This window comes from Shewanella submarina, assembly GCF_042646185.1.
In the GTDB taxonomy this organism is placed as follows: domain Bacteria; phylum Pseudomonadota; class Gammaproteobacteria; order Enterobacterales; family Shewanellaceae; genus Shewanella; species Shewanella corallii.
This window is the reverse complement of record NZ_JBHRTD010000012.1, coordinates 413247-432673: the sequence shown is the minus strand read 5'-3', so window position 1 is coordinate 432673 and position 19427 is coordinate 413247. Positions and strand designations below refer to the sequence as shown.

General features: G+C 50.1%; 14 protein-coding genes. 2 read left to right on the top strand and 12 right to left on the bottom strand.

All coding sequences use genetic code 11. The features are described 5' to 3' along the window. Positions 1 to 67: 67 nt before the first annotated feature. On the bottom strand, positions 68 to 1420 hold the full coding sequence (gene cadB / locus ACFOE0_RS10880) for a cadaverine/lysine antiporter (protein ID WP_115137866.1): 1353 nt from the start codon (positions 1418 to 1420) through the stop codon (positions 68 to 70). Positions 1421 to 3125: 1705 nt separating this feature from the next. Between cadB and ACFOE0_RS10875 the strand changes: the two genes are divergently transcribed. Both ACFOE0_RS10875 and ACFOE0_RS10870 read left to right on the top strand, forming a co-directional pair. Next, the gene (locus ACFOE0_RS10875; RefSeq protein ID WP_248935880.1) at positions 3126 to 4781 is read left to right on the top strand and encodes a hypothetical protein; all 1656 of its coding nucleotides are present in this window, start codon (positions 3126 to 3128) and stop codon (positions 4779 to 4781) included. After that, a complete protein-coding gene (locus ACFOE0_RS10870) occupies positions 4781 to 6286 on the top strand; it encodes a hypothetical protein (RefSeq protein ID WP_248935879.1) in 1506 nt (501 codons plus the stop codon). The genes ACFOE0_RS10875 and ACFOE0_RS10870 overlap by 1 nt, the downstream gene beginning before the upstream one ends. A 785-nt stretch (positions 6287 to 7071) precedes the next feature. Here ACFOE0_RS10870 and ACFOE0_RS10865 read toward each other — a convergent pair. The 11 genes from ACFOE0_RS10865 to ACFOE0_RS10815 form a co-directional block, all read right to left on the bottom strand. Then, entirely contained in the window at positions 7072 to 8724 is a 1653-nt protein-coding gene (locus ACFOE0_RS10865) for a winged helix-turn-helix domain-containing protein (RefSeq protein WP_248935878.1), read from the bottom strand. A gap of 327 nt (positions 8725 to 9051) precedes the next feature. Next, positions 9052 to 9519 (bottom strand): rhodanese-like domain-containing protein, encoded by a 468-nt coding sequence (locus tag ACFOE0_RS10860; protein ID WP_248935877.1) that lies wholly within the window; start codon positions 9517 to 9519, stop codon positions 9052 to 9054. Between the two features lie 254 nt (positions 9520 to 9773). Continuing rightward, positions 9774 to 10199 carry a hypothetical protein gene (locus tag ACFOE0_RS10855; RefSeq protein ID WP_248935876.1) on the bottom strand — a complete coding sequence of 142 codons (426 nt, stop codon included), beginning with the start codon at positions 10197 to 10199 and terminating at the stop codon, positions 9774 to 9776. Between the two features lie 95 nt (positions 10200 to 10294). Beyond that, complete coding sequence (locus ACFOE0_RS10850) at positions 10295 to 10867, bottom strand: type II secretion system protein (protein ID WP_248935875.1); 573 nt, start codon at positions 10865 to 10867, stop codon at positions 10295 to 10297. Between the two features lie 150 nt (positions 10868 to 11017). Next, entirely contained in the window at positions 11018 to 12313 is a 1296-nt protein-coding gene (locus tag ACFOE0_RS10845; protein ID WP_248935874.1) for a patatin-like phospholipase family protein, read from the bottom strand. 173 nt (positions 12314 to 12486) lie between these two features. Next, positions 12487 to 13143 carry a CoA transferase subunit B gene (locus ACFOE0_RS10840; protein ID WP_115137876.1) on the bottom strand — a complete coding sequence of 219 codons (657 nt, stop codon included), beginning with the start codon at positions 13141 to 13143 and terminating at the stop codon, positions 12487 to 12489. An 11-nt stretch (positions 13144 to 13154) separates the two neighbouring features. Then, positions 13155 to 13865 carry a CoA transferase subunit A gene (locus ACFOE0_RS10835; protein ID WP_115137877.1) on the bottom strand — a complete coding sequence of 237 codons (711 nt, stop codon included), beginning with the start codon at positions 13863 to 13865 and terminating at the stop codon, positions 13155 to 13157. A gap of 76 nt (positions 13866 to 13941) precedes the next feature. Beyond that, positions 13942 to 14832: a hydroxymethylglutaryl-CoA lyase gene (locus ACFOE0_RS10830; RefSeq protein ID WP_248935873.1), complete on the bottom strand. Its 891-nt coding sequence runs from the start codon at positions 14830 to 14832 to the stop codon at positions 13942 to 13944. After that, entirely contained in the window at positions 14822 to 16894 is a 2073-nt protein-coding gene (locus ACFOE0_RS10825; protein WP_248935872.1) for an acetyl-CoA carboxylase biotin carboxylase subunit, read from the bottom strand. The genes ACFOE0_RS10830 and ACFOE0_RS10825 overlap by 11 nt, the downstream gene beginning before the upstream one ends. After that, complete coding sequence (locus tag ACFOE0_RS10820; RefSeq protein ID WP_248935871.1) at positions 16884 to 17714, bottom strand: enoyl-CoA hydratase-related protein; 831 nt, start codon at positions 17712 to 17714, stop codon at positions 16884 to 16886. The genes ACFOE0_RS10825 and ACFOE0_RS10820 overlap by 11 nt, the downstream gene beginning before the upstream one ends. Before the next feature lie 104 nt (positions 17715 to 17818). Further along, entirely contained in the window at positions 17819 to 19426 is a 1608-nt protein-coding gene (locus ACFOE0_RS10815; protein ID WP_248935870.1) for a carboxyl transferase domain-containing protein, read from the bottom strand. Position 19427: the final 1 nt, after the last annotated feature.

Below are 19427 nucleotides of genomic sequence, written 5' to 3'. Positions count from 1 at the left end.
TTTTAAATCAGTTGTTTAGCTTGGGAGACGGGTGAAAGGTCACCCGCGCTTTCAATGCTGTAAGGGCTTAGTGAGCAGCAGCTTCTTTGCTGTCAGTGCCTTTGATTTTGTTGGTAGCACGTTCGATGTGCTGTCTCAGGCCCAGTTTGCGGCCGTAGAAGATAAACACTGCCAGAGACACGATGAAGGTAGCGCTCAGGGCGTGTGGGTCAGCACCAATCAGGGCGATGAAGCAGAACACACAGGCAACACCGGAGAACAACATCACGAAGCCGTTGCGGGTAGTCATACCTTCGTAGCGGATCATGTTCACGGCAGAGTAGAAGTAAGGCAGCATGGTCAGCAGTACAGCGTCAGAAGACAGTACGTTGAACAGGTCAGAAGCATGGCCGTCGCCTGAGCTCAGCAAGGTGATGGCGATCATCAGTACGGTCATCATGGTTGAAGCCAGCAGCAGACCTTTCTTAGGCACACCTTTCTCGTCGGTTTCACCGAACACTTTAGGGAAGTTACCGTCAGCGGCAGCACGTTTACCGGCTTCACCAACCAGCATCATCCAGCTACCCAGAGAGGTGAAACAAGCCAGCGCAGTGAAGGCTGCAACGAATGGCGCAGTCCACTTACCGAATACTTCAGAGGTTGCCAGGGCGAATGGGGCACCTGATGCAGCCACTTCAGAGGCTGGGAACATACCGGCGATAACCTGAGTAGACAGAATGTAGATGATACCGGCCAGCGCAGTACCCAGCATGGTTGCCAGAGGTACGGTGCGACGTGGGTTTTTCACCAGACCAGAAGATACCGCAGCAGACTCAACACCCACGAAGGCCCACAGAGTGATCAGCACTGCGTTAACAATGGCGTGAGAATCAGAGGTGTGTGAAGTGTTCCAGTTTTGGGTGTACAGGCTTGGGTCAAAATGAGTCCAGCCACCCAGTGCAGTACCAACAACAGGAATAAGGATAAGAACCAGGCCAATAGTACACAGACGGCTCACCCAGCTACCACCCAGCAGGTTGATAAAGGTGAATACCCAGACTGATGCAATTGTCGCGATAGCGGCTGGTACGGTTTCGTTCAGTACAGGGAAGAACACTGACAGGTAAGATACACCGGTAATGGCGATTGCCAGGTTACCAATCCAGTTGGCGTGGTAATAAAGCACACCGGTCTGGAAGCCGAAAGCAGGAGAGATTTCACCTGCATAAGCAATAGGACCACCTTCCTGAGGGTTGTTGGTACCCAGTCTGGCGTATACGAATGCCAAACTCAGGGCGCCAACCAGGCAGATAATCCAACTGTAAATTGAAATTGAACCGACTTGAGCGAGGGTTGATGGCAGCAGTGCAATACCACTCCCCATCATGTTACCGGCTACCACACCGGTACAGGCAATTAAGCCAATCTTCTTTGCGGACATACTGTCTCCATTTTCAGCTAATTCCAATCCGCCTGGATAGAAGAGTGAGGGGGAGCCCGTTTGCATCTCTTTATTCAGGAGTGCAGTAAGAGGTCTGGTGCGCTCTGCTATTCATGTGAATTGGAGGTTGAATTGCCAACTTGCTTTTCCCGTTTCGGGTGAGCCCATCCGCCTGCTTATCTATGAATAGTGGGCGGGGTAAGGGCGCTGTTCGCACCTTGGCAATCGCCTAGGCAATCCCCCCGTATGCCTTGTGTGAGAGGAGGGAAGTGCCTGATTCGGGAGCAAGATTACGCCCGGATTTCGCGGAGGTGAAATCATGGTTTGGTCAATGACAAAAAGATGAGCCAAAGCTGATAAAGACTGAAATAAATCCATTAAATACAATGGGTTTATATTTATTGAGAAAAATATCAAGGTGATATCAAGGTCGAAAGATGAAGGATATAAACCGGGTTTATATGGAGGTTTATGGCCTTTAGGCTGCCATTGAGGTCAATGGCGGGGACCACTGTGGTACCGGAGCATTTCTGTTGTGTTCAGAGGTGGGGTTGGGCAGGGACTCGCTATGTTAAACTTGCCACCTTGGAGGTTGAATACCGACCGGGTTGGCTGCTAGCTTGGTTATCCAGACTTTCGCCATCATTGTTGTTGTCTGATGGCAAGGTCATATGAATGTGCGGTTGAATTTTATACTGGCGAGTTATCCAAATGGCAAACAATGAACTAAAGAGGTTCCCTAAATGGTTAGCCGTTTTTTGTTTCGTGGCAGGAGTATGCGCTTTTGTATGGACTGTCAGTTTGATCGTCAGCGGTGAGTTCACTTTCAAAGGAAGTTACTATTCGGCTACAGAAACACCAATTAGCTTTTGGCTGCACATTACCGTGTTCTTGTTCTTTAGCGTCTCCTCATTATTGGTTTCATTTTTACCTGACTCCTGGTTCAGTTAACTCTCCACGTACCCAAAGTCACATAATCTACGTTGTCGCCACCATAACCTGGTTCGCTGCTGAAGCCAGCTCTCCAACTCGACATTTGCCTACGGCATTGTTTAGCCAAACTTCGTTTGGCAGAAAGTCGCGGGCTTCCAGCCCACACCCGGGCAAAGGGGACTAGGCGGCTTCGCCCCCTTTGCAAACCCCCTGCCGCCCCAGACGGTGCCGACGACTCCTCGAATTTATGATGAAAATAGCTACCGGCTCAGACGCTCGTCCATGATTCGACTGAGCCTGCTTCGACATCCATGTCGAAGCCACGCGATTTTCACCAACATTCTTCGGCGGCACCGATGGGGAAATGGTGTATCCCTCAATCACACAGTGCCCCAAAGCTACTTTCGAGCCGGTTATCCCGTTAAATCAGAGATAACAGGAAGCGGCTCCTGTTATCGCACAGGGCACACGCAGGCTCATCTACTGAACACCCAAAAAATGTAGATTTTTCAGTCTATTGCTGATAGCGTCTATCCAATAAGCGTGACAGATGGTACGGAATCATGAGACGTCTCGATTTGTCGGTAAAGTTATCTATCCACAGAGACTTTAAGTAGCAGATGTTTTTTACTAAAACTGATGGGTAGCGTGGTCGTGCACAAATGGATAAACAGGCTGACCTATTATTCAGATAAACAGGCGTTCTCGTTACTAAAATGTAAGCTGCCATGAGTAATTATCGAACTAAACTTGTAAGCAAAAGGAATGCATAATGCAAGATATTAATGTTTTTATTAAAGATAACGTCAATCAAGTTGCTCACAAAAGTCTCCATATAGCACCAGATATTCCTGAAAAAAAGCTAAATAATGCCGCCAGCTCTATGAAACTACAGGAGAATGTCGGGTCGATCATCGCCTTGCTTGATAGTACGGTTTTTGGTAGTGGAAAAGATGGCCTTGCTTTCACTGGCAAAAGAATGATTTATAAACCTGCGTTTTTATCTCCTGAGGTTGCTAATTTTGATGAGTTGGAATTGGCAAAATATGTTCGTAATATTTCAGTAAATGATAAAGGCAAAGAGAAAGTTGAAGAGTTCACCGAAATAACTCTTAAAAATGGTAGCTCATTTAGAGTTGATAATATTAGTGAGTGTAATCTTGAGAAGCTAGCTGACTTTTTAAACACGATCACTGCTAAGTTTGACTCTTTCGAGGAAGAAGAACAGCTTATTGCTCTGTCTGAGATGGCAGAGGAGGTTAAGGTCGCTTACTTAAAAGTGATTGTTAATATGACTTACGCCGACGATGGAGAGGTTGACGAGGATGAGTTTGCCCAAATACTTCTTTTGATGACTCGTTTGGAGCTTAGCTCAGAATCACGCTTCACGCTTCGAGAGTATATAACATCTTTAGGCGAATTAGATTGTCTGAATACTCTGATTAAAACGATCGATGAATCCTGCGCTCCAAGCCATAACAAGTCTTTAAAAATCTCCTTAGTTAAAGATCTATTTAGTGTCTTCATGAGTGTTAACAACGGCAATCATGAGAACTTTACTTTCTTCAACGACAATAATCATTTGTTTAATGTCAGTGATGAAGAAGTTGAGCTCATTATTGAGGCATTGAAGCTCGACTTTAAAATGCTGAATGATGATTTTACTGATGATGCTTTAACACGAGGCATGAAAGAATTAGGTGCTAAAGCAGGAGCTGTTGGTGTTCCTCTAGCTGCAGTTTACCTTTCCGGCTCCGTTGTTGGTATGTCGGCTGCTGGTCTTACTTCTGGTCTAGCGACTCTTGGTTTGGGCGGCGCCTTAGGTTTTTCAAGTATGGCGACAGGTATTGGTGTGGCTGTCTTACTAGGTGTAGGTGCATACAAAGGAATTAAACACCTTACTGGTGCTAATGAGCTTGATAAAACCAAACGCAGAGAGTTGATGTTGAATGAGGTAATCAAACAAACTCAGTCAACCATCTCCTATCTGATGGAGGATATTAATTTCATCACAATTAAGCTGAACGATGCCATTGTTGCTCACGGCGCACAGGATGAAAAAGTTAAGTTACTTCTACAAAAAGTTAAGCTTTTAACCTCTGCGGGTAATGTACTGACGCAGAAAGGTGAAGCTACTCAAAGCAAGTGCTTTAAGTTGAAGTGTCCTTCTGAGCTTAATCACGAAAAACTCCAGTCGCTTACTCGAGAAGCTACCAAGCAGCAAATTTACACCGTAGTTATGTCTTTCTATGAAGAGAAAATAGTTGAAAGAGAAAAAGATGGTGACACGGTAACTGTGAGGATTTTGACTCTGAAAGAGGGAAACTCAACTTTGGAACTGGAGAAGTTGGCAAAAATTTTTGAAGCTATTGGGTATTATAAAGCAGCAGATGTTATTAAAGGTAAATTGTCAGGGCTTTTCTCATAGTGACTAAACGAGACGAGCAGGTTTCGGCCATGCTGGTGCAAAGGCACCAGCTAGAACAATCCGAAAACAAAATAAGCGAGCTTGATGCTGCGCTAAATGTATTGCAACAAAGTCAGGAGTCTAATAGAAACGCTTTGGATCAAGCTTTGGCAGACTTAGATGGAATTTTGGTAGCTCAAGGAATTGATACTGAAGGGACTGCTGTGATTGATGTCTCTTTTGAATTGCAGGAGTTAGCGCAATCTATCGAGTTCACTAAATCTCAACCGAAGGTGGCCCAAGTGTCCACGCTTGATATGCTCGAGTTCAGTGAAGATATGAGTTGGACTGATTATCAACGGTCTGTTGAGCAATATGCATCAAGAAACAACGTCGATTTAAGTGCAGACCCGTTTAAAGCGTTGATGTCTCCAATTCAGCGGATTGAGCTGGAAAAACGCATTAAAGAAGAGTTCACAATCAAGAATGCCCAGTGTGATAAGTATGACTACCTGATTGCTGGCACATGCGGCGTTATTGGTGGATTGATAGATGTGTTTTTTATTGGAATGCCTGATGAAGGTATATTAACAAAAGTAACAGATAGTGCAGTTGACTCAGCCGTAGAGAAATTTGCTGGAGCTTGCGGCTGGGAAGGTGCAAGAGAAGGTGGTCATTCTACAAAAAGTGCTATTGGCTTCTTAGAGCGTAATTTCAAGGTAAATTATGACCAAGCAACTACATTTGGGAAGAATGGAACAGATGGCGCTGTGGTGAATCTTTCCCCCAAAAATCACCACCTAAAGAGTCTTGGACATTCACCAGACCTGATAGGTTTGTTTTTTTCCATCTTAAACCAGTTTACAGATACATCTACTTTTATCTCAAACGGCCAAATCATCACCATTGATACTAAGACCCATGAGTTAAAAGGAGGAAACTTCATTGCTAAGGTTTTCTCAGGTTTTGCAAATTGGTTAGGCCATCTATTCTCTGACATGGCGGGATCATCCGGAGCCTCGGGGCGTGGAGCTGGGATACCTATCCCTTTCTACAATCTTTTGCTATTGCTCGATGTTGGCGAGTTTGGCCAACACAAGCAATCATTTGCAACGGTCGCTACACAAGTTTTCGAGAAAGGCTACGATCTGAGACACGGTGTTGCTATGGCAATTCCTGTTTTGATTACAGAGCTTTTAACCAGACTAATGTGGGCCTGCAAGCAACGCTTTTATCACAAAAGCCCCTGGAAAGAGTGCATCCCATCGGCTAGTAATCCTGAGTTGAGGCGAATGCTTTTGGTTGCTCACGGAACGCTTTGCATGATAGATGCAGGGGATGCAGCCCTTAGAACTGGTGGAGATATAATCCAGTTTTTACTTAGAACAAACATCATCGGTTGGGCAAGGTTTGGCTCTCTTGCTTTAAAAGAGGTTTATGCCTGGCATAACGCGGGCCATATTGATACTGAGGCCGTAGATGAATACTTGGATACTGAATATAAAAAAATGTTGAGGCAGGCTTAATTCTAACGGAAACGTCGATTAGGCAGCTAACAAGTCAATAAACTTCGCGCCATGCAGATGCCGGACGCAGTAAAGCTACGCAGATTATTGAGGCGTTATATCCCTTAGAGCCAAAGTAACTTATGTCTCCAAGTTAGATACTCTGTGGTTGAAGATTACACTATGTCCCCGTCCGAAGTTGCCGGAGGGTAATGGCTTCAATAGCAAGTCCCGTCATGGATGACGGGGCAGCCACCGTTGAGACAGGGATGTGGAATCGGTGGCGATTGCGTGAATTGAAGTCATTTCACGATGGAAACACAACTTCGGTTGGGCTGTCCTTGGGGTTGTTAGGGGTATTGGACAAGCAATACCCCTGACCCGGGTGAAGCCTGGAAGGCTTCGATTTCGACCAAGCGCAGCTTGGTAATTATCCCTCCGAAAGCGCCTGTGGTTGGCGAAGCCCACGACTTTACATCGCCGGAACGGCGATTCATCAAAATGGTTTTGCCAACAGTGAGCCTGGAAGTCCACGACGTTAGCCAAGCGAAGCTTGGCAAAACAAAGCGTCACCGCCTGACGCAATCAGGCAAAAAAACGGGGGTCAAATTGCCCCCCAAAAGGTGAGCAAAAAACATTTGGAATGTTTTTATTGCAGGGAAACTTGTTTAACTCATCTCGCCATAGCGTCAGCTTCGCTTTAAAACCTTCTACACAGTGGACAGGGAATTCCGCTAAACCTGACCACTCTGCCAAACCCATTCACAAGAGGTGATTAGCTGGCCTCAATTCAGCTTCGCTAGCACTCAATTCAGCTTCGCGAGTACAGGGGCACTTTGACTGAGCTCACTGTGATGAACCAGTGACTGACAGAGTAAATAGGTCCGTTCACTGCGATCCAGATAGTACGCCTGACTGAAGGCTTCGCTGGCCATCACAGGGTGGGTCTTTTCCGACAACTTGCCCAGGATGATATAGCCCAGAGAGGTGTAGTCCCCCAGCAGCTGGTGGCTGTGTGCCAGGGCTGTACGTACTGTGGTGTCTTTACCATGTATCAGAGCCTGCAGGGCAATAGCGTCCCAGTACTCAGGGGTATCCAACGCCGGATGATGCTGCATATAGTCGGTCAGCGCCTGGCCGTAGTTACGCAGCACATTGTTATCGATTGCTTTGTCTTCGGAGGCCTGATTGGTCAAGGCCAGCATCTGTGCGTAGCTGATGTATCTCAGTGCGATCGCTTTACCATTGGCAGGCTGTTTGGCAATAAGCTCATCCAACATGGCGATGCCTTTGTCCATCAACACAGGTTCAGGTTGCTGCAGGAAATAGCGTGCCAGCATCAGAGTTTTAGCTGAAGTCTCATCTGCCGGCAGCGACGAAAGTAAAGCCTGACGCTGGGATTCGGTCAGGGTGACATGCAAATCATCCAGCAATTCAAACTCTGTATGCTTAATCACCTGAGCCAGGTTCTCGCCGGTCAGCAGTTCATTGCTGTGGTAGATATCCCGCTCAGTGGCATGGCTGTACAGGCGCACGGTGAGATAGGTGCCGTCGTCTCTGTGATTAATACTCACTATCAAACGCTTGCCCGGGGTTTGTGGGCTGCCACTGAGGTAGCGGGTGCGGTACTGACTGAACTGTTCAACACTGGTTTGTAACTGTTTGCTGATGCCATAGGCTAGCAGACCCATCTGGTCCGGTGCCCTGATATCTGATTGAGCTTCGATGGCAATAAGCTGGTTATCCAGTTCAGGCATATTTTGATGACTGGATTGATAAATGGTCAGATAGCTGACAATCGCCACCAACACCAGCAGCATAATGGTGTCGAAAAGACGATTCACCAGGGTGTTGGCCATGGAGGCAATACTGGGCAGCAGCGGCTTGCCTTCATCTTCGCTCAGACTGCTGAGTGCACGGCTCATTGGGCCGGCGGGGAAGGGGGCAATATGACCTGTGTGCCGGGAATTTTGCTGTTCGCCGATGTCGGATTCTGGATGATCTGCGTTTAGTGCTGCAGCGGGTTGATGCATGCGCACATTGGAGTGGGCTGGCTCGGCGGCGGTAAACCGCATTTCATGGAGTGGTGCGACGCAGGCCTCTGTAGTTGGATGTTCGCACTCACAGGAAAGGTCGTGGACATGAATCTCTTCAACATCCGCACTCAGCTTATAGCCCCTTTTGGGGATAGTGGTGATGATGCCAGCCTGATTACACTCTGCCAGCAGTTTTCTCAGTTCAAAAACAGACTGGGTGACCACCTGCTCTGTGACAATTGCACCATCCCACACAGCCTGGATCAGCTCTTCACGGGAAAATACAGTGTCAGGGTGACGGGCAAAGAAGCTGAGCAGGTTGACCAGTCGGGGCTCGATACAAAGCTTCCTGTCCATGAAGCAGAGTTTGCCTTCACTGGTATGCAGGATGAGATCATTGATTTTATATCTTAAATCAATCATGTATGTACCCGACGAGGTGAGAGATTGGTTTGATAACCTAAGAAATGGAGCAGGGCTGACTATACGCCTGTTAAATTTACATTAAAGGATTAAATTTGGGTTCTGAGATCCTCTCCTGCAGACTAACGAATGTTAATCTGGCGATCATTACCCCTTGATATAACTTGTGCTTTCATTTTTGGTATCTGCAACCAAAGCTGGTTGCCAGTGCTGCAATTGCTGCGTTTTTATTCTCTCCCGCCCTGGCTGTGTTGGACAAAAAAATGGCAGCCACAAGGGCTGCCGAAAAATCCAAATGGATCACCTGGAGAAAGAGCAATTACGCAATCAGTTGGCTTCTTTAGGGCCCATGTAGGCTGATAGTCCCTTGAAGCCACCTTTTAAAATCTTCACATTGTCAAAGCCTGCGTGACGCAGCGCGGTTCCCAGAGCGGTAGCCCGGGCGCCGGATTTGCAGAACACCACAATAGGTTTATCGGTGGGAAGTTTGGCCAGATTCTCCGCTTCAAATACCTGATTGGCAGGGATATTCAGGCTATCAGGCAGAGCCAGGCCGAAGATTGACATCTCCGCAGGGGTACGAATATCCAAAGCCACCATCTCTTTACCTGCCTTGGTCGCTTCGACAAAGGCGGCAGGACTCATCAGCCCCAGATTTTTACCGGCAACAGCGCCCTCTACATTGGCGAACTGTTGCTGATAGCTTTTAGCCAGATTGGCATCATAAGCCAACGCGCTGGCACTGGTGAGAGTCAGGCCCACAATCAGTGGTAAGGACAGGTGTTTCAGTTTCATAGTCATTCCTTTGGTGAGTCAACGCTATCAGGTTATGACCATGTTGGAGTTTGCTCAATGGATGGGGATCACACTTTCCCGGGACATAAGATGTGAAAAAAGTTTAAGAAGTTTTGCCAACTGAAATGCTGAATTTGAGAATTCTTAATCTATAAAAAACCAAAATTTATTTAGCCTCAGGAGAATCTCGCTTAAGACGGTTTTTGCCTTGCTTAAGCTTTAACAGGTTTTTACAGTTGCAAACCTTGCCTCGCTTATTCCAGTGAGGCGACCACCAGACGAATTTGTACTCTGGCTTCATCCAATGAGTCGACGATTGCCATGGCTGACTGATTGTCGTCACTCATATCGGCCCAGTTGTCCTGCCAAACCATTTTGATATTGGTGGCCGCCTGCTGAGCATCCTGAGGCATCAGCAGGGCCAGGTCCTGGATTAGTCCCACTTTTACCCAGCCCTTTCTGGGGTTGCCTGTGACTATGTCCTTGTCATAGTGGGCGGTATACACAATCAGCTCCAGCTCCGCAATTTCTTTAAGGACTTCAAAGGCGGCGTTGCGAACGGTGGCATTCTCTTCAGTGACCTCCATACGCCATACATTGTATGAGAAGCCGATAAGCGCAAATATCATGCTGAATATCGCGGTCAATCTGAAAATCTGACTGCTGTGCTGGGGCAACATAAATCTCTCCGGTCGGTTCGGGTTATTAATCAGACCCGGGTCAGCTCAATTCCTGTTCAGGTATAAGCATAACTTGCCAGAAAGACACGGGAAGGTCAGCTGTGCAGGTTACTGCAGTCCCGGGTTTCTGCCGAAAGCTGATAGTTAAAGCTGGCCGTGGGGGAGCGATAGACAATATGACAATTGAGTTCACCCGCCTGAATTTGAGCTTTTGCAAAGGCCAGGGAGGTGGGGAGCATTAATCTGGCACCTGTCCCGGGCTGGCTGAGTATCAGCCAGTCACCCTCTGTTAAGCCGGTTAGCTTACGGAAGTTGTCCTGAATAACAGGGTTGGATGCCGATGCGATAGGATAGCCATTGGCCACGTAGAGACGCGTGCCCTGGATGGTGACGTAGAAATAGCCCATTTCCCGATCCCAGTTGGGGTGACCATTGCAGTCGTAACGGCATTCACTGAGATCAGCAATGCCTTCGATTTGACTCAGGCTATGAATTTGGCGGTTAAATTCAGCGATTCGGGCGCTGTTGCCCTTGAGCTGTGCGCTGTGGCTTTCACCGAACAGGGAGATAAACTTTGGCGCTGCGATTACCGCAATGATGGCGAGCAGGGTAACTGTGATGACAAGTTCAATCAGGGTAAATCCGGTTTCTTTCTGGGAAAATTGCAAAACATATGGGGGTTGGTAAATGGTGCGTGCACGTTACCCATGTTGGCCTTGTACATCCAATGCAGAAAAGCGATTGCGGCAATGAGTCTGCTGCTATTTTGCGCTTTGGTTCAGGCCCTGTGAAAACAGGCCTGAACCAGAGAGGCTGTATCAATGCTGCTGCATCAAAGGCAATCTGACATTGAGTAGATAGTCATTAAATTCAAATCGTTGCAGGAAGTTGAGGGCCGTATCGACCCCCGACATAAAGAGGTCATATTTATGCTCTGGCGGCATTTCAAAGTTGAGCCACTGGATTTCGGGCTTAATGGGAATATTGCTGACCAGTTCATCATAGTCCGCAGAGTGCACCACCCTCAGGTGATTATCAAACATACGCCGTGAAGTGTTCACCACTGCGCCCAGATACTGCAGAAATGTATCCGTGTTGTGCTGATAGACATCATCCTCAAGCTTGACCCCTATGGTGGGGGCTCTGGGGGCGTGTCTGGAAGCCCGGGCCAGGTGAAAAATGTCGAAAGGGAAATTGGACACCATGCCACCGTCAACAAACCGCACCTGCTCAGGTGGTCGTTGATATTTAAACTGATGGGCTTTGATATTGCGAAGATCCTCAAACAGATGCATCGCCTTTTTCCCTTGTGGGATCTGATTAACCACCATGGGCTCAAAGAACAGGGGCACTGACATGGATGCTCTGACAAAGTGGGCGGGGTGTAGCTCTTCTGTGTCCTGCCAGTAGAGTGGCGCATCTTTGGGGAATACCGCCCGGCTTTCCGTGGTGATATCTGTGGCTATCAGGGCGACTGCGCCACTGGCGGCATCCGCCGACGGGATTTTACCTGCCTCCTCAGAGGTACAGATGTACAGAGGGGGAAAGCTGTTTACTCTCGACTCCAGATCGGCCACGGTATAAACCGCATGCTCGTTGAGGATCTCTGTGGCCCACTCGAGAAATCTATTTCCAGGATTCAGCCCCAGAGTGGATTTAACCTGTTTAAAGGTTTTGTAGACGCTGCGGGCACTCCAAACATAACTCCAGCCCGAGTCCTTGTTCAGCGCTTTGCGGATCACCTTTTTGACATAGTCAGGTCCATCCATAAACTCATCGAAAGCTGTGCTGTCCAAAATCTCCAGTACCTTCTGACTTTTGGGTTTTCCCGGCACGTCCAGTGCAGCGGTCATCAGTGCATTGATGGCTCCGGCAGAGGTTCCTGCGACTTTTCGAAATCTTAGCCCCTGCTGTTCAAGTACATAGGTAAAGCCCACCAGAGCAATACCCAACATGCCACCCCCTTCCATCACCAGATCCACATACTGATTGCCGTCGTCATCGACGATGTGACTGAAGACTTTGTCTTTCAGTTGCTCCTGTCGACTGGCAATCTCCATGTCTGCCTGGGTCCTGGCGCGGGTGATCCAACTTGCAGTATCAACATCTTGCATATATCCATCCTTAGCCCTGAAAACGTAAGTAACGTGCTACAAGATCACATACTTCTTTACGAGTTGGAATGACTGAAAAGTGTGGTATTTCGCCTGAATCTACTAATACCCCAAACAAAAAAACCACCCGAAAGGGTGGTTTTTGGTATCGATTAACCTATCAGCTCATACTTCTAAAACTGCATTTCCGGTACATGTTCAGGGACGATAAGTTTACCTGCGGTCTTCTCGATAATCTCTTCGACTGAGACACCCGGTGCCCGTTCAATCAGATGGAAAGCACCGTCCTTGATTTCCAGGAAAGCCAGGTCGGTCAGTACCCGCTTAATGCAGCCGTAGCCAGTCAATGGCAGTTGGCATTCGGGCAACAGCTTGGAATTCCCCTTTTTGTCGGCGTGCATCATGGTGACGATAATATTGTCGGCACCAGCTACCAGATCCATGGCGCCACCCATGCCTTTCACCAGCTTGCCCGGGATCATCCAGGAAGCAATTGAACCGTTGACGTCCACTTCGAACGCGCCCAGTACCGTCAGGTCGACATGGCCGCCACGTATCATGGCGAAGCTCTCGGCTGAGGAGAAGAAAGACGCGCCTTTGACTGCGGTAACGGTTTGTTTACCTGCGTTAATCAGGTCCGGATCTATAGTCTCCTCGGTGGGAAACTCGCCCATCCCCAACAGGCCATTTTCTGATTGCAGCATCACTTCCATACCATCGGGAATATAGTTGGCTACCAGGGTGGGAATGCCTATCCCCAGATTGACGTAAAAGCCATCCTGCAGTTCCTGGGCAACACGCTGGGCCAATTGTTCTCTTGTCAGTGCCATATTGCCTCTCCTTATGCCTCAGCTGTCTGCTTGACGGTGCGCTGCTCAATGCGCTTCTCAAAGGTGCCTTTAATTACCCGATCAACATAAATGCCCGGGGTATGGATATGGTCGGGGTCCAGTTCACCCGGCTCCACTATCTCTTCAGCCTCGACCACAGTGATTTTGCCTGCAGTAGCCATCATGGGGTTGAAGTTGGCGGCAGTTTTACGGAATACCAGATTACCCATGGTGTCGGCTTTCCAGGCGCGAACCAGAGCAAAATCAGCCGTGAGGGAATCTTCCAGTACATAATGGCGGCCCTTGATTTCACGGGTTTCTTTGCCCTCGGCCACAGGTGTGCCATAGCCTGTAGCTGTAAAGAAGGCGGGGATACCTGCACCACCGGCACGAATTTTCTCTGCCAGGGTGCCCTGTGGCGTCAGGATAACGTTCAGTTCACCGCTGAGCATCTGCTGCTCAAAGGTGGCGTTTTCGCCCACATAGGAGGCGATCATGGTGCTGATCTGACGGTTTTGCAGCAGCAGGCCCAGACCGAAGTCATCCACACCCGCGTTATTGGAGATGGCGGTAAGGCCTTTGACTTTCAGCTCAACCATACGGGCAATCAGCCCTTCCGGGATACCACACAGGCCGAATCCTCCGACCATAATGGTCATATCATCAGTCAGACCTGCCAGCGCTTCTTCATAGCTGCCGACGACCTTATTGAGTCCTGCCATAGTTCACTCCTTTGTTTGCAGTGGCGCTTTACCACTGTCGTTATTCTTGTATCAAATGCGCTAACGGTTCTGCCGTTCAGCTGCCCATGGCCTGAGCTACCTTGGAGCCTGATGGTCGCCCCAGAGCCTGGCTGATTTTGTGACCCGCTGCGGCCAGCTTTTGCAGATCTATTCCTGTATCTATGCCCATACCGTGCAGCATGTAAACCAGGTCTTCTGAAGCCAGATTGCCCGAGGCACCTTTAGCGTAGGGGCAGCCGCCCAAACCTGCCACTGAGGTATCGATAGTGCTCACCCCCAGATCCAAGCAGGCATGGATATTGGCCAACGCCTGTCCCCAGGTATCGTGAAAGTGCAGTGCCAGCTTTTCCATAGGGACTTTGGCTGAGACCGCCTGCACCATATTACGGGCTTTGTCCGGGGTGCCAACGCCTATGGTGTCACCCAAAGAGATCTCATAAACGCCCAGCTTGTAAAGGATCTCAGACACGCGTACCACTTCACTGACAGGGATATCACCATCATAGGGGCATCCCAGGGTGCAGGAGACATATCCACGCACCGGCAGGTTGAGTGATTTTGCCTTTTCTATCAATGGGATAAATCGCTCTATCGACTCTTCGATAGAGCAGTTGATATTGCGCTGACTGAAACCTTCCGACGCGGCTGCAAATACCGCCACTTCATCGGCTTTGGCGTCAAGCGCCGCTTCCAGTCCCCGCATATTTGGCGTGAGGGCGCTGTAGCTGACATCCGCATGACGCGCGACCCTGGCAAACACATCGCTGCTGTCGGCCATTTGTGGTACCCATTTGGGAGAGACAAAGCTGCCGGTTTCGATGCGTTTCACACCGGCATCAGCCAGGTTATTCACCAGCTGAATTTTGTCGGCCAGAGGTACACTCTTTTCGTTTTGCAGGCCGTCTCTTGGGCCCACTTCAAACAGACTGACTTTATCAGGACGCATCTGCGACCTCCGGTTTTTCATTGGCGTCAGAAGCTGAGTCAAAATCCAGCAGCAATACGCCATCGCTGACCAGTTCGCCCGGGGCGAAGAAGAACTCCTTCACGCTGCCTGCAGCAGGGGCGGCTATGGTGTACTCCATCTTCATGGCTTCCATCACCATCAGGCCCTGACCTTTTTCAACCTGTGCGCCAACGTCCACCAGATGGGTCACCACAGTGCCGTTCATTGGGGCATTGAGTGGGTTATCATGGCCATCATCGGCATCGTCATTGTGGGTTTTGACCGCACGGAAATGCAGGCTTTGTACTGACTCTTTAGTCATGTCTGTCGCGGGCAGGAACAGGGTAAAGTCACTGCCTTTTTGAGCAATAGTCACCGATTGCTTTTGGCCGTTCAGGGTATAGGTGAGGCGCTCGGCTCCAGAGTGCAGGCAGGCGAGCTCTCCCTGGATTGTGATTTGCTGATCATTAAATTCAAGCAGGTAGTTGCTGCCCACTTTGGTCAGTCTCAGCTCATGAATGTCATGGCTATCGTCCATCAGCATCACATCAAAGCGACTGGCTGCACCGAGGCGCATGCCACTGAATCCCTGCCAGGGCGAGTCTGGCTCATGGGAAAAGCCTGGCTGCTCCTGCTGGTTTTTCAGCAAACGATAAAGCGCTGCAACCGGCAGGGCTGACTTGATATCTGCCCTGGGGTCAGCAAGCAGTTCATCCTGGTGGCGGTCGATGAAATCGGTACACAGAATGGCGTCTTTAAACTCCTGGTTACGACAAATACGTCCCAGGAAAGGAATATTGTGTTTGAGCCCGGTGATCAGGTATTCATCCAGCGCATTGGCCATTCGGACGAGGGCGCTTTCCCTGTCGCTGTCCCAGGTGATCAACTTAGTGATCATCGGGTCATAGAAGTTACTGATCTCGTCGCCCTGACGAATACCTGAGTCGATACGAACATGCTGGTTTTCAGCCGGTTCGCTCAGGAACTCAAGCAGGCCTGAGGCGGGCAGGAAGTTGTTGGCCGGATCTTCGGCATAGATGCGTGACTCAAAGGCGTGGCCGCTTATCTGGATCTGATCTTGCTCCAGGGGAAGTGTCTGACCTGCCGCCACCAGAAGCTGCCAGCGCACCAGATCCTGACCTGTCACCATTTCGGTCACCGGATGCTCAACCTGAAGACGGGTGTTCATCTCCATAAAGAAGAAACTGTCGTCACTGGCTTCAGTATCCAGCAGGAACTCCACTGTACCGGCACCCACATAATCTATGGCACGGGCTGCGGCGACAGCGGCTTCACCCATTTGCCGGCGCAGCTTATCAGACAGTCCTGGCGCAGGAGCTTCTTCAATCACCTTCTGGTGACGACGCTGCACTGAGCAGTCTCTGTCTGACAGGTAAACACAGTTGCCATGAGTATCGGCAAATACCTGCACCTCAACATGGCGCGGTTTTCTCAGATAGCGTTCAATCAGCAGCTTGTCATTGCCGAAAGAGGAGAGGGCTTCGCGACGGGCGGAGCCGATGGCCTCCATAATTTCGGCTTCAGACTCCACCACCTTCATGCCTTTACCACCGCCCCCGAAGGCGGCTTTGATCAGCTGCGGATAGCCGACACGCTTCGACTCATTGATGAGCAGCTCATCGCTCTGGTCATCACCGTGATAGCCCGGCACCAGCGGTACGCCAGCTTTTTCCATTATGGCTTTGGCGGCACTCTTGCTGCCCATGGCATCAATGGCATCACTGCCCGGACCCACAAAACGGATATCGGCCTGCTCACAGGCGCGGGCAAATTCGGCATTTTCCGACAGGAAGCCATAACCCGGGTGTACGGCATCGGCGCCGCACTTTTTGGCAATCTCAAGAATAAGGTCGCCTTTTAAATAAGACTCGCTGGGGGCGCTGCCGCCAAGGTAGAAGGCTTCATCTGCCATTTCTACATGGCGGGCTTTGGCGTCGGCGTCAGAATATAGGGCAACTGTCTTCAGCCCCATGGCTCTGGCTGTGCGAATAACGCGGCAGGCAATTTCGCCGCGGTTGGCGATAATGATTTTAGTCAGCATGCTTGCCGTCTCCTGATGACTGAAGGTTTACCTGGGTCCAGGCTGGGTGGCGTTTGTCGAAAAAGGCGTTAAGCCCTTCCTGTCCCTCTTCGGATACCCGGATGCGGGCTATCTGCTCGCTGGTGTAGTTAATCACTTCCGGCGTTATCTCGCCGGATTGCTGCGCGGCAATCAGGGTCTTGCACCACTGCATTGCCTGAGGACTGTTGGCGATAAGTGTCGCTGTCATGGCCTCTTCAGCGGCATTCAAATCATCGGCCAGTTGATGAACCACGCCCAACTCCAGTGCGGCGTGTGCATCAAAACGTTCAGCCGTGAGCATATAGCGACGGGATTGACGCTCGCCCATGGCACGCAGCACATAGGGGCTGATGGCCGCAGGAATCAATCCCAGTTTGACTTCGCTCAGACAAAAGCTGGCATTGGGGGCGGCGATAGCGATATCACAGGCGCAGATAAGGCCCAGTGCGCCGCCAAACGCGGCACCATTAACCATTGCCAGGGTCGGACGGGGGAAGGTGTCCAGCTTATGCATTAATGCGGCAAGCTCTTTGGCGTCACTCAGGTTCTGCTCAAAGTCCATGGCGGCCTGTTTGCGCATCCAGTTGAGGTCTGCACCGGCACTGAAGTGTTTACCCTCGGCTTTCAGTACCAACAGGTGGCAATCGCCAGTATTAACGGCTTGGGCTGCGAGTGCATCGAGTGCCGTAATCATCTCGCCTATCATGACTTCATCGAAGGCGTTGTGCTTATCAAGGCGGCTCAGCGTCAGCGTGGCAACGCCACTGTTCAGGGAGGTCTTGATATATTGGTATTCCATTACTGCCTCCCTTTGTTACATGCGGCTCGTGGGTAATAGGCCAAACTTGGTGTCTTCCAACACTGGGCGGAGTTCAAATTTAAGTTCATCTTTACCTCCTGCCTTTACATGCGGAACACACCAAACTTGGTGTCTTCAATCGGTGCATTCAAGGAGGCGGCCAGCGCCAGACCTACCACTTCGCGGGTTTGAGCCGGGTCGATAATGCCGTCATCCCATAAACGGGCGCTGGCATGGTAAGGGTGACCTTCTTTGTCGTACTGCTCGACGATAGGCTGTTTGAAGTTGGTTTCTTCCTGCTCGCTCCACTCCACGCCTTTGCGGGCCAGACCATCACGTTTTACCGTGGCCAGTACCCCAGCCGCCTGCTCGCCACCCATCACTGAGATGCGGGCATTGGGCCACATCCACATCATGGTAGGGTCAAAGGCACGGCCACACATGCCATAGTTGCCCGCCCCATAGGAGCCACCGATCAACACGGTAAATTTGGGCACAGTGGCACAGGACACTGCAGTCACCATCTTGGCGCCGTGCTTGGCGATACCTTCATGTTCGTACTTCTTCCCCACCATAAAGCCGGTGATGTTTTGCAGGAACAGCAGAGGGATTTTGCGCTGGCAGCACAGCTCGATAAAATGCGCGCCTTTCTGGGCGGATTCGGAGAACAGAATGCCGTTGTTGGCCACTATGCCAACCGGATAACCGTGAATGCGGGCAAAGCCACACACCAGGGTGTTGCCATAGTTGGCTTTGAATTCATCAAAGTCTGAATCATCTACCAAACGGGCAATCACCTCTTTGACGTCAAAGGGCTTTTTCAGGTCTGTGCCGACAATACCGTACAGTTCATTGATATCGTATTTTGGCGCTTTGGCAGGTTTCAGCTCAACCGAGAGTGGCTTTTGATGATTCAACCGGGTGACCGCCTGACGGGCCAGCTCCAGTGCGTGTTCATCGTTCAGGGCCAGATGGTCAGCAACACCGGAAATGCGGGTATGCACGTCGCCACCGCCCAGCTCTTCGGCGCTGACCTCTTCACCTGTGGCCGCTTTCACCAATGGTGGACCGGCCAGGAAGATGGTGCCTTGCTCTTTAACGATAATGGATTCATCGGCCATAGCGGGCACATAGGCGCCACCTGCGGTACACAGCCCCATAACCACAGCGATTTGCGGAATGCCTTTAGAGGACATGCGCGCCTGATTGAAGAAGATACGGCCGAAATGATCTCTGTCGGGGAACACTTCATCCTGACGGGGCAGGTTGGCACCGCCTGAGTCCACCAGATAGATGCAGGGCAGGTGACAACGCTCGGCGATCTCCTGAGCCCGCAAGTGCTTTTTCACTGTCAGCGGATAGTAGGTGCCGCCCTTAACCGTGGCATCGTTGGCGATAATCATGCACTCGACGCCACTGACCTTGCCGATCCCGGCTATCACACCGGCTGCAGGCACTTCCTCGCCATACACCTCAAAGGCGGCAAACTGACCCACTTCCAAAAAGGGGGAACCTGAGTCCAACAGGCGCTCGACACGCTCACGGGGGAGCAATTTGCCCTTGGCCAGATGACGTTCGCATGCGGCCTGACCGCCGCCCTGCATGATTTTATGAACCTGCAGCTGTAAGTCATCTACCAGAGTCTGCATATCTGCAGCCTTGGCTTTGAACTCACTGCTTGCCGGATTAATACGGGAGTTGAATTGCACCACA

What these genes read in the sequence shown, in the direction of transcription:
- ACFOE0_RS10820 (WP_248935871.1), bottom strand. Translation starts at nt 17,714, where the DNA reads ATGGAATACCAATATATCAAGACCTCCCTGAACAGTGGCGTTGCCACG.
- ACFOE0_RS10865 (WP_248935878.1), bottom strand. Translation starts at nt 8,724, where the DNA reads ATGATTGATTTAAGATATAAAATCAATGATCTCATCCTGCATACCAGT.
- cadB (WP_115137866.1), bottom strand. Translation starts at nt 1,420, where the DNA reads ATGTCCGCAAAGAAGATTGGCTTAATTGCCTGTACCGGTGTGGTAGCC.
- ACFOE0_RS10825 (WP_248935872.1), bottom strand. Translation starts at nt 16,894, where the DNA reads ATGCTGACTAAAATCATTATCGCCAACCGCGGCGAAATTGCCTGCCGC.
- ACFOE0_RS10835 (WP_115137877.1), bottom strand. Translation starts at nt 13,865, where the DNA reads ATGGCAGGACTCAATAAGGTCGTCGGCAGCTATGAAGAAGCGCTGGCA.
- ACFOE0_RS10855 (WP_248935876.1), bottom strand. Translation starts at nt 10,199, where the DNA reads ATGTTGCCCCAGCACAGCAGTCAGATTTTCAGATTGACCGCGATATTC.
- ACFOE0_RS10830 (WP_248935873.1), bottom strand. Translation starts at nt 14,832, where the DNA reads ATGCGTCCTGATAAAGTCAGTCTGTTTGAAGTGGGCCCAAGAGACGGC.
- ACFOE0_RS10840 (WP_115137876.1), bottom strand. Translation starts at nt 13,143, where the DNA reads ATGGCACTGACAAGAGAACAATTGGCCCAGCGTGTTGCCCAGGAACTG.
- ACFOE0_RS10875 (WP_248935880.1), top strand. Translation starts at nt 3,126, where the DNA reads ATGCAAGATATTAATGTTTTTATTAAAGATAACGTCAATCAAGTTGCT.
- ACFOE0_RS10860 (WP_248935877.1), bottom strand. Translation starts at nt 9,519, where the DNA reads ATGAAACTGAAACACCTGTCCTTACCACTGATTGTGGGCCTGACTCTC.
- ACFOE0_RS10845 (WP_248935874.1), bottom strand. Translation starts at nt 12,313, where the DNA reads ATGCAAGATGTTGATACTGCAAGTTGGATCACCCGCGCCAGGACCCAG.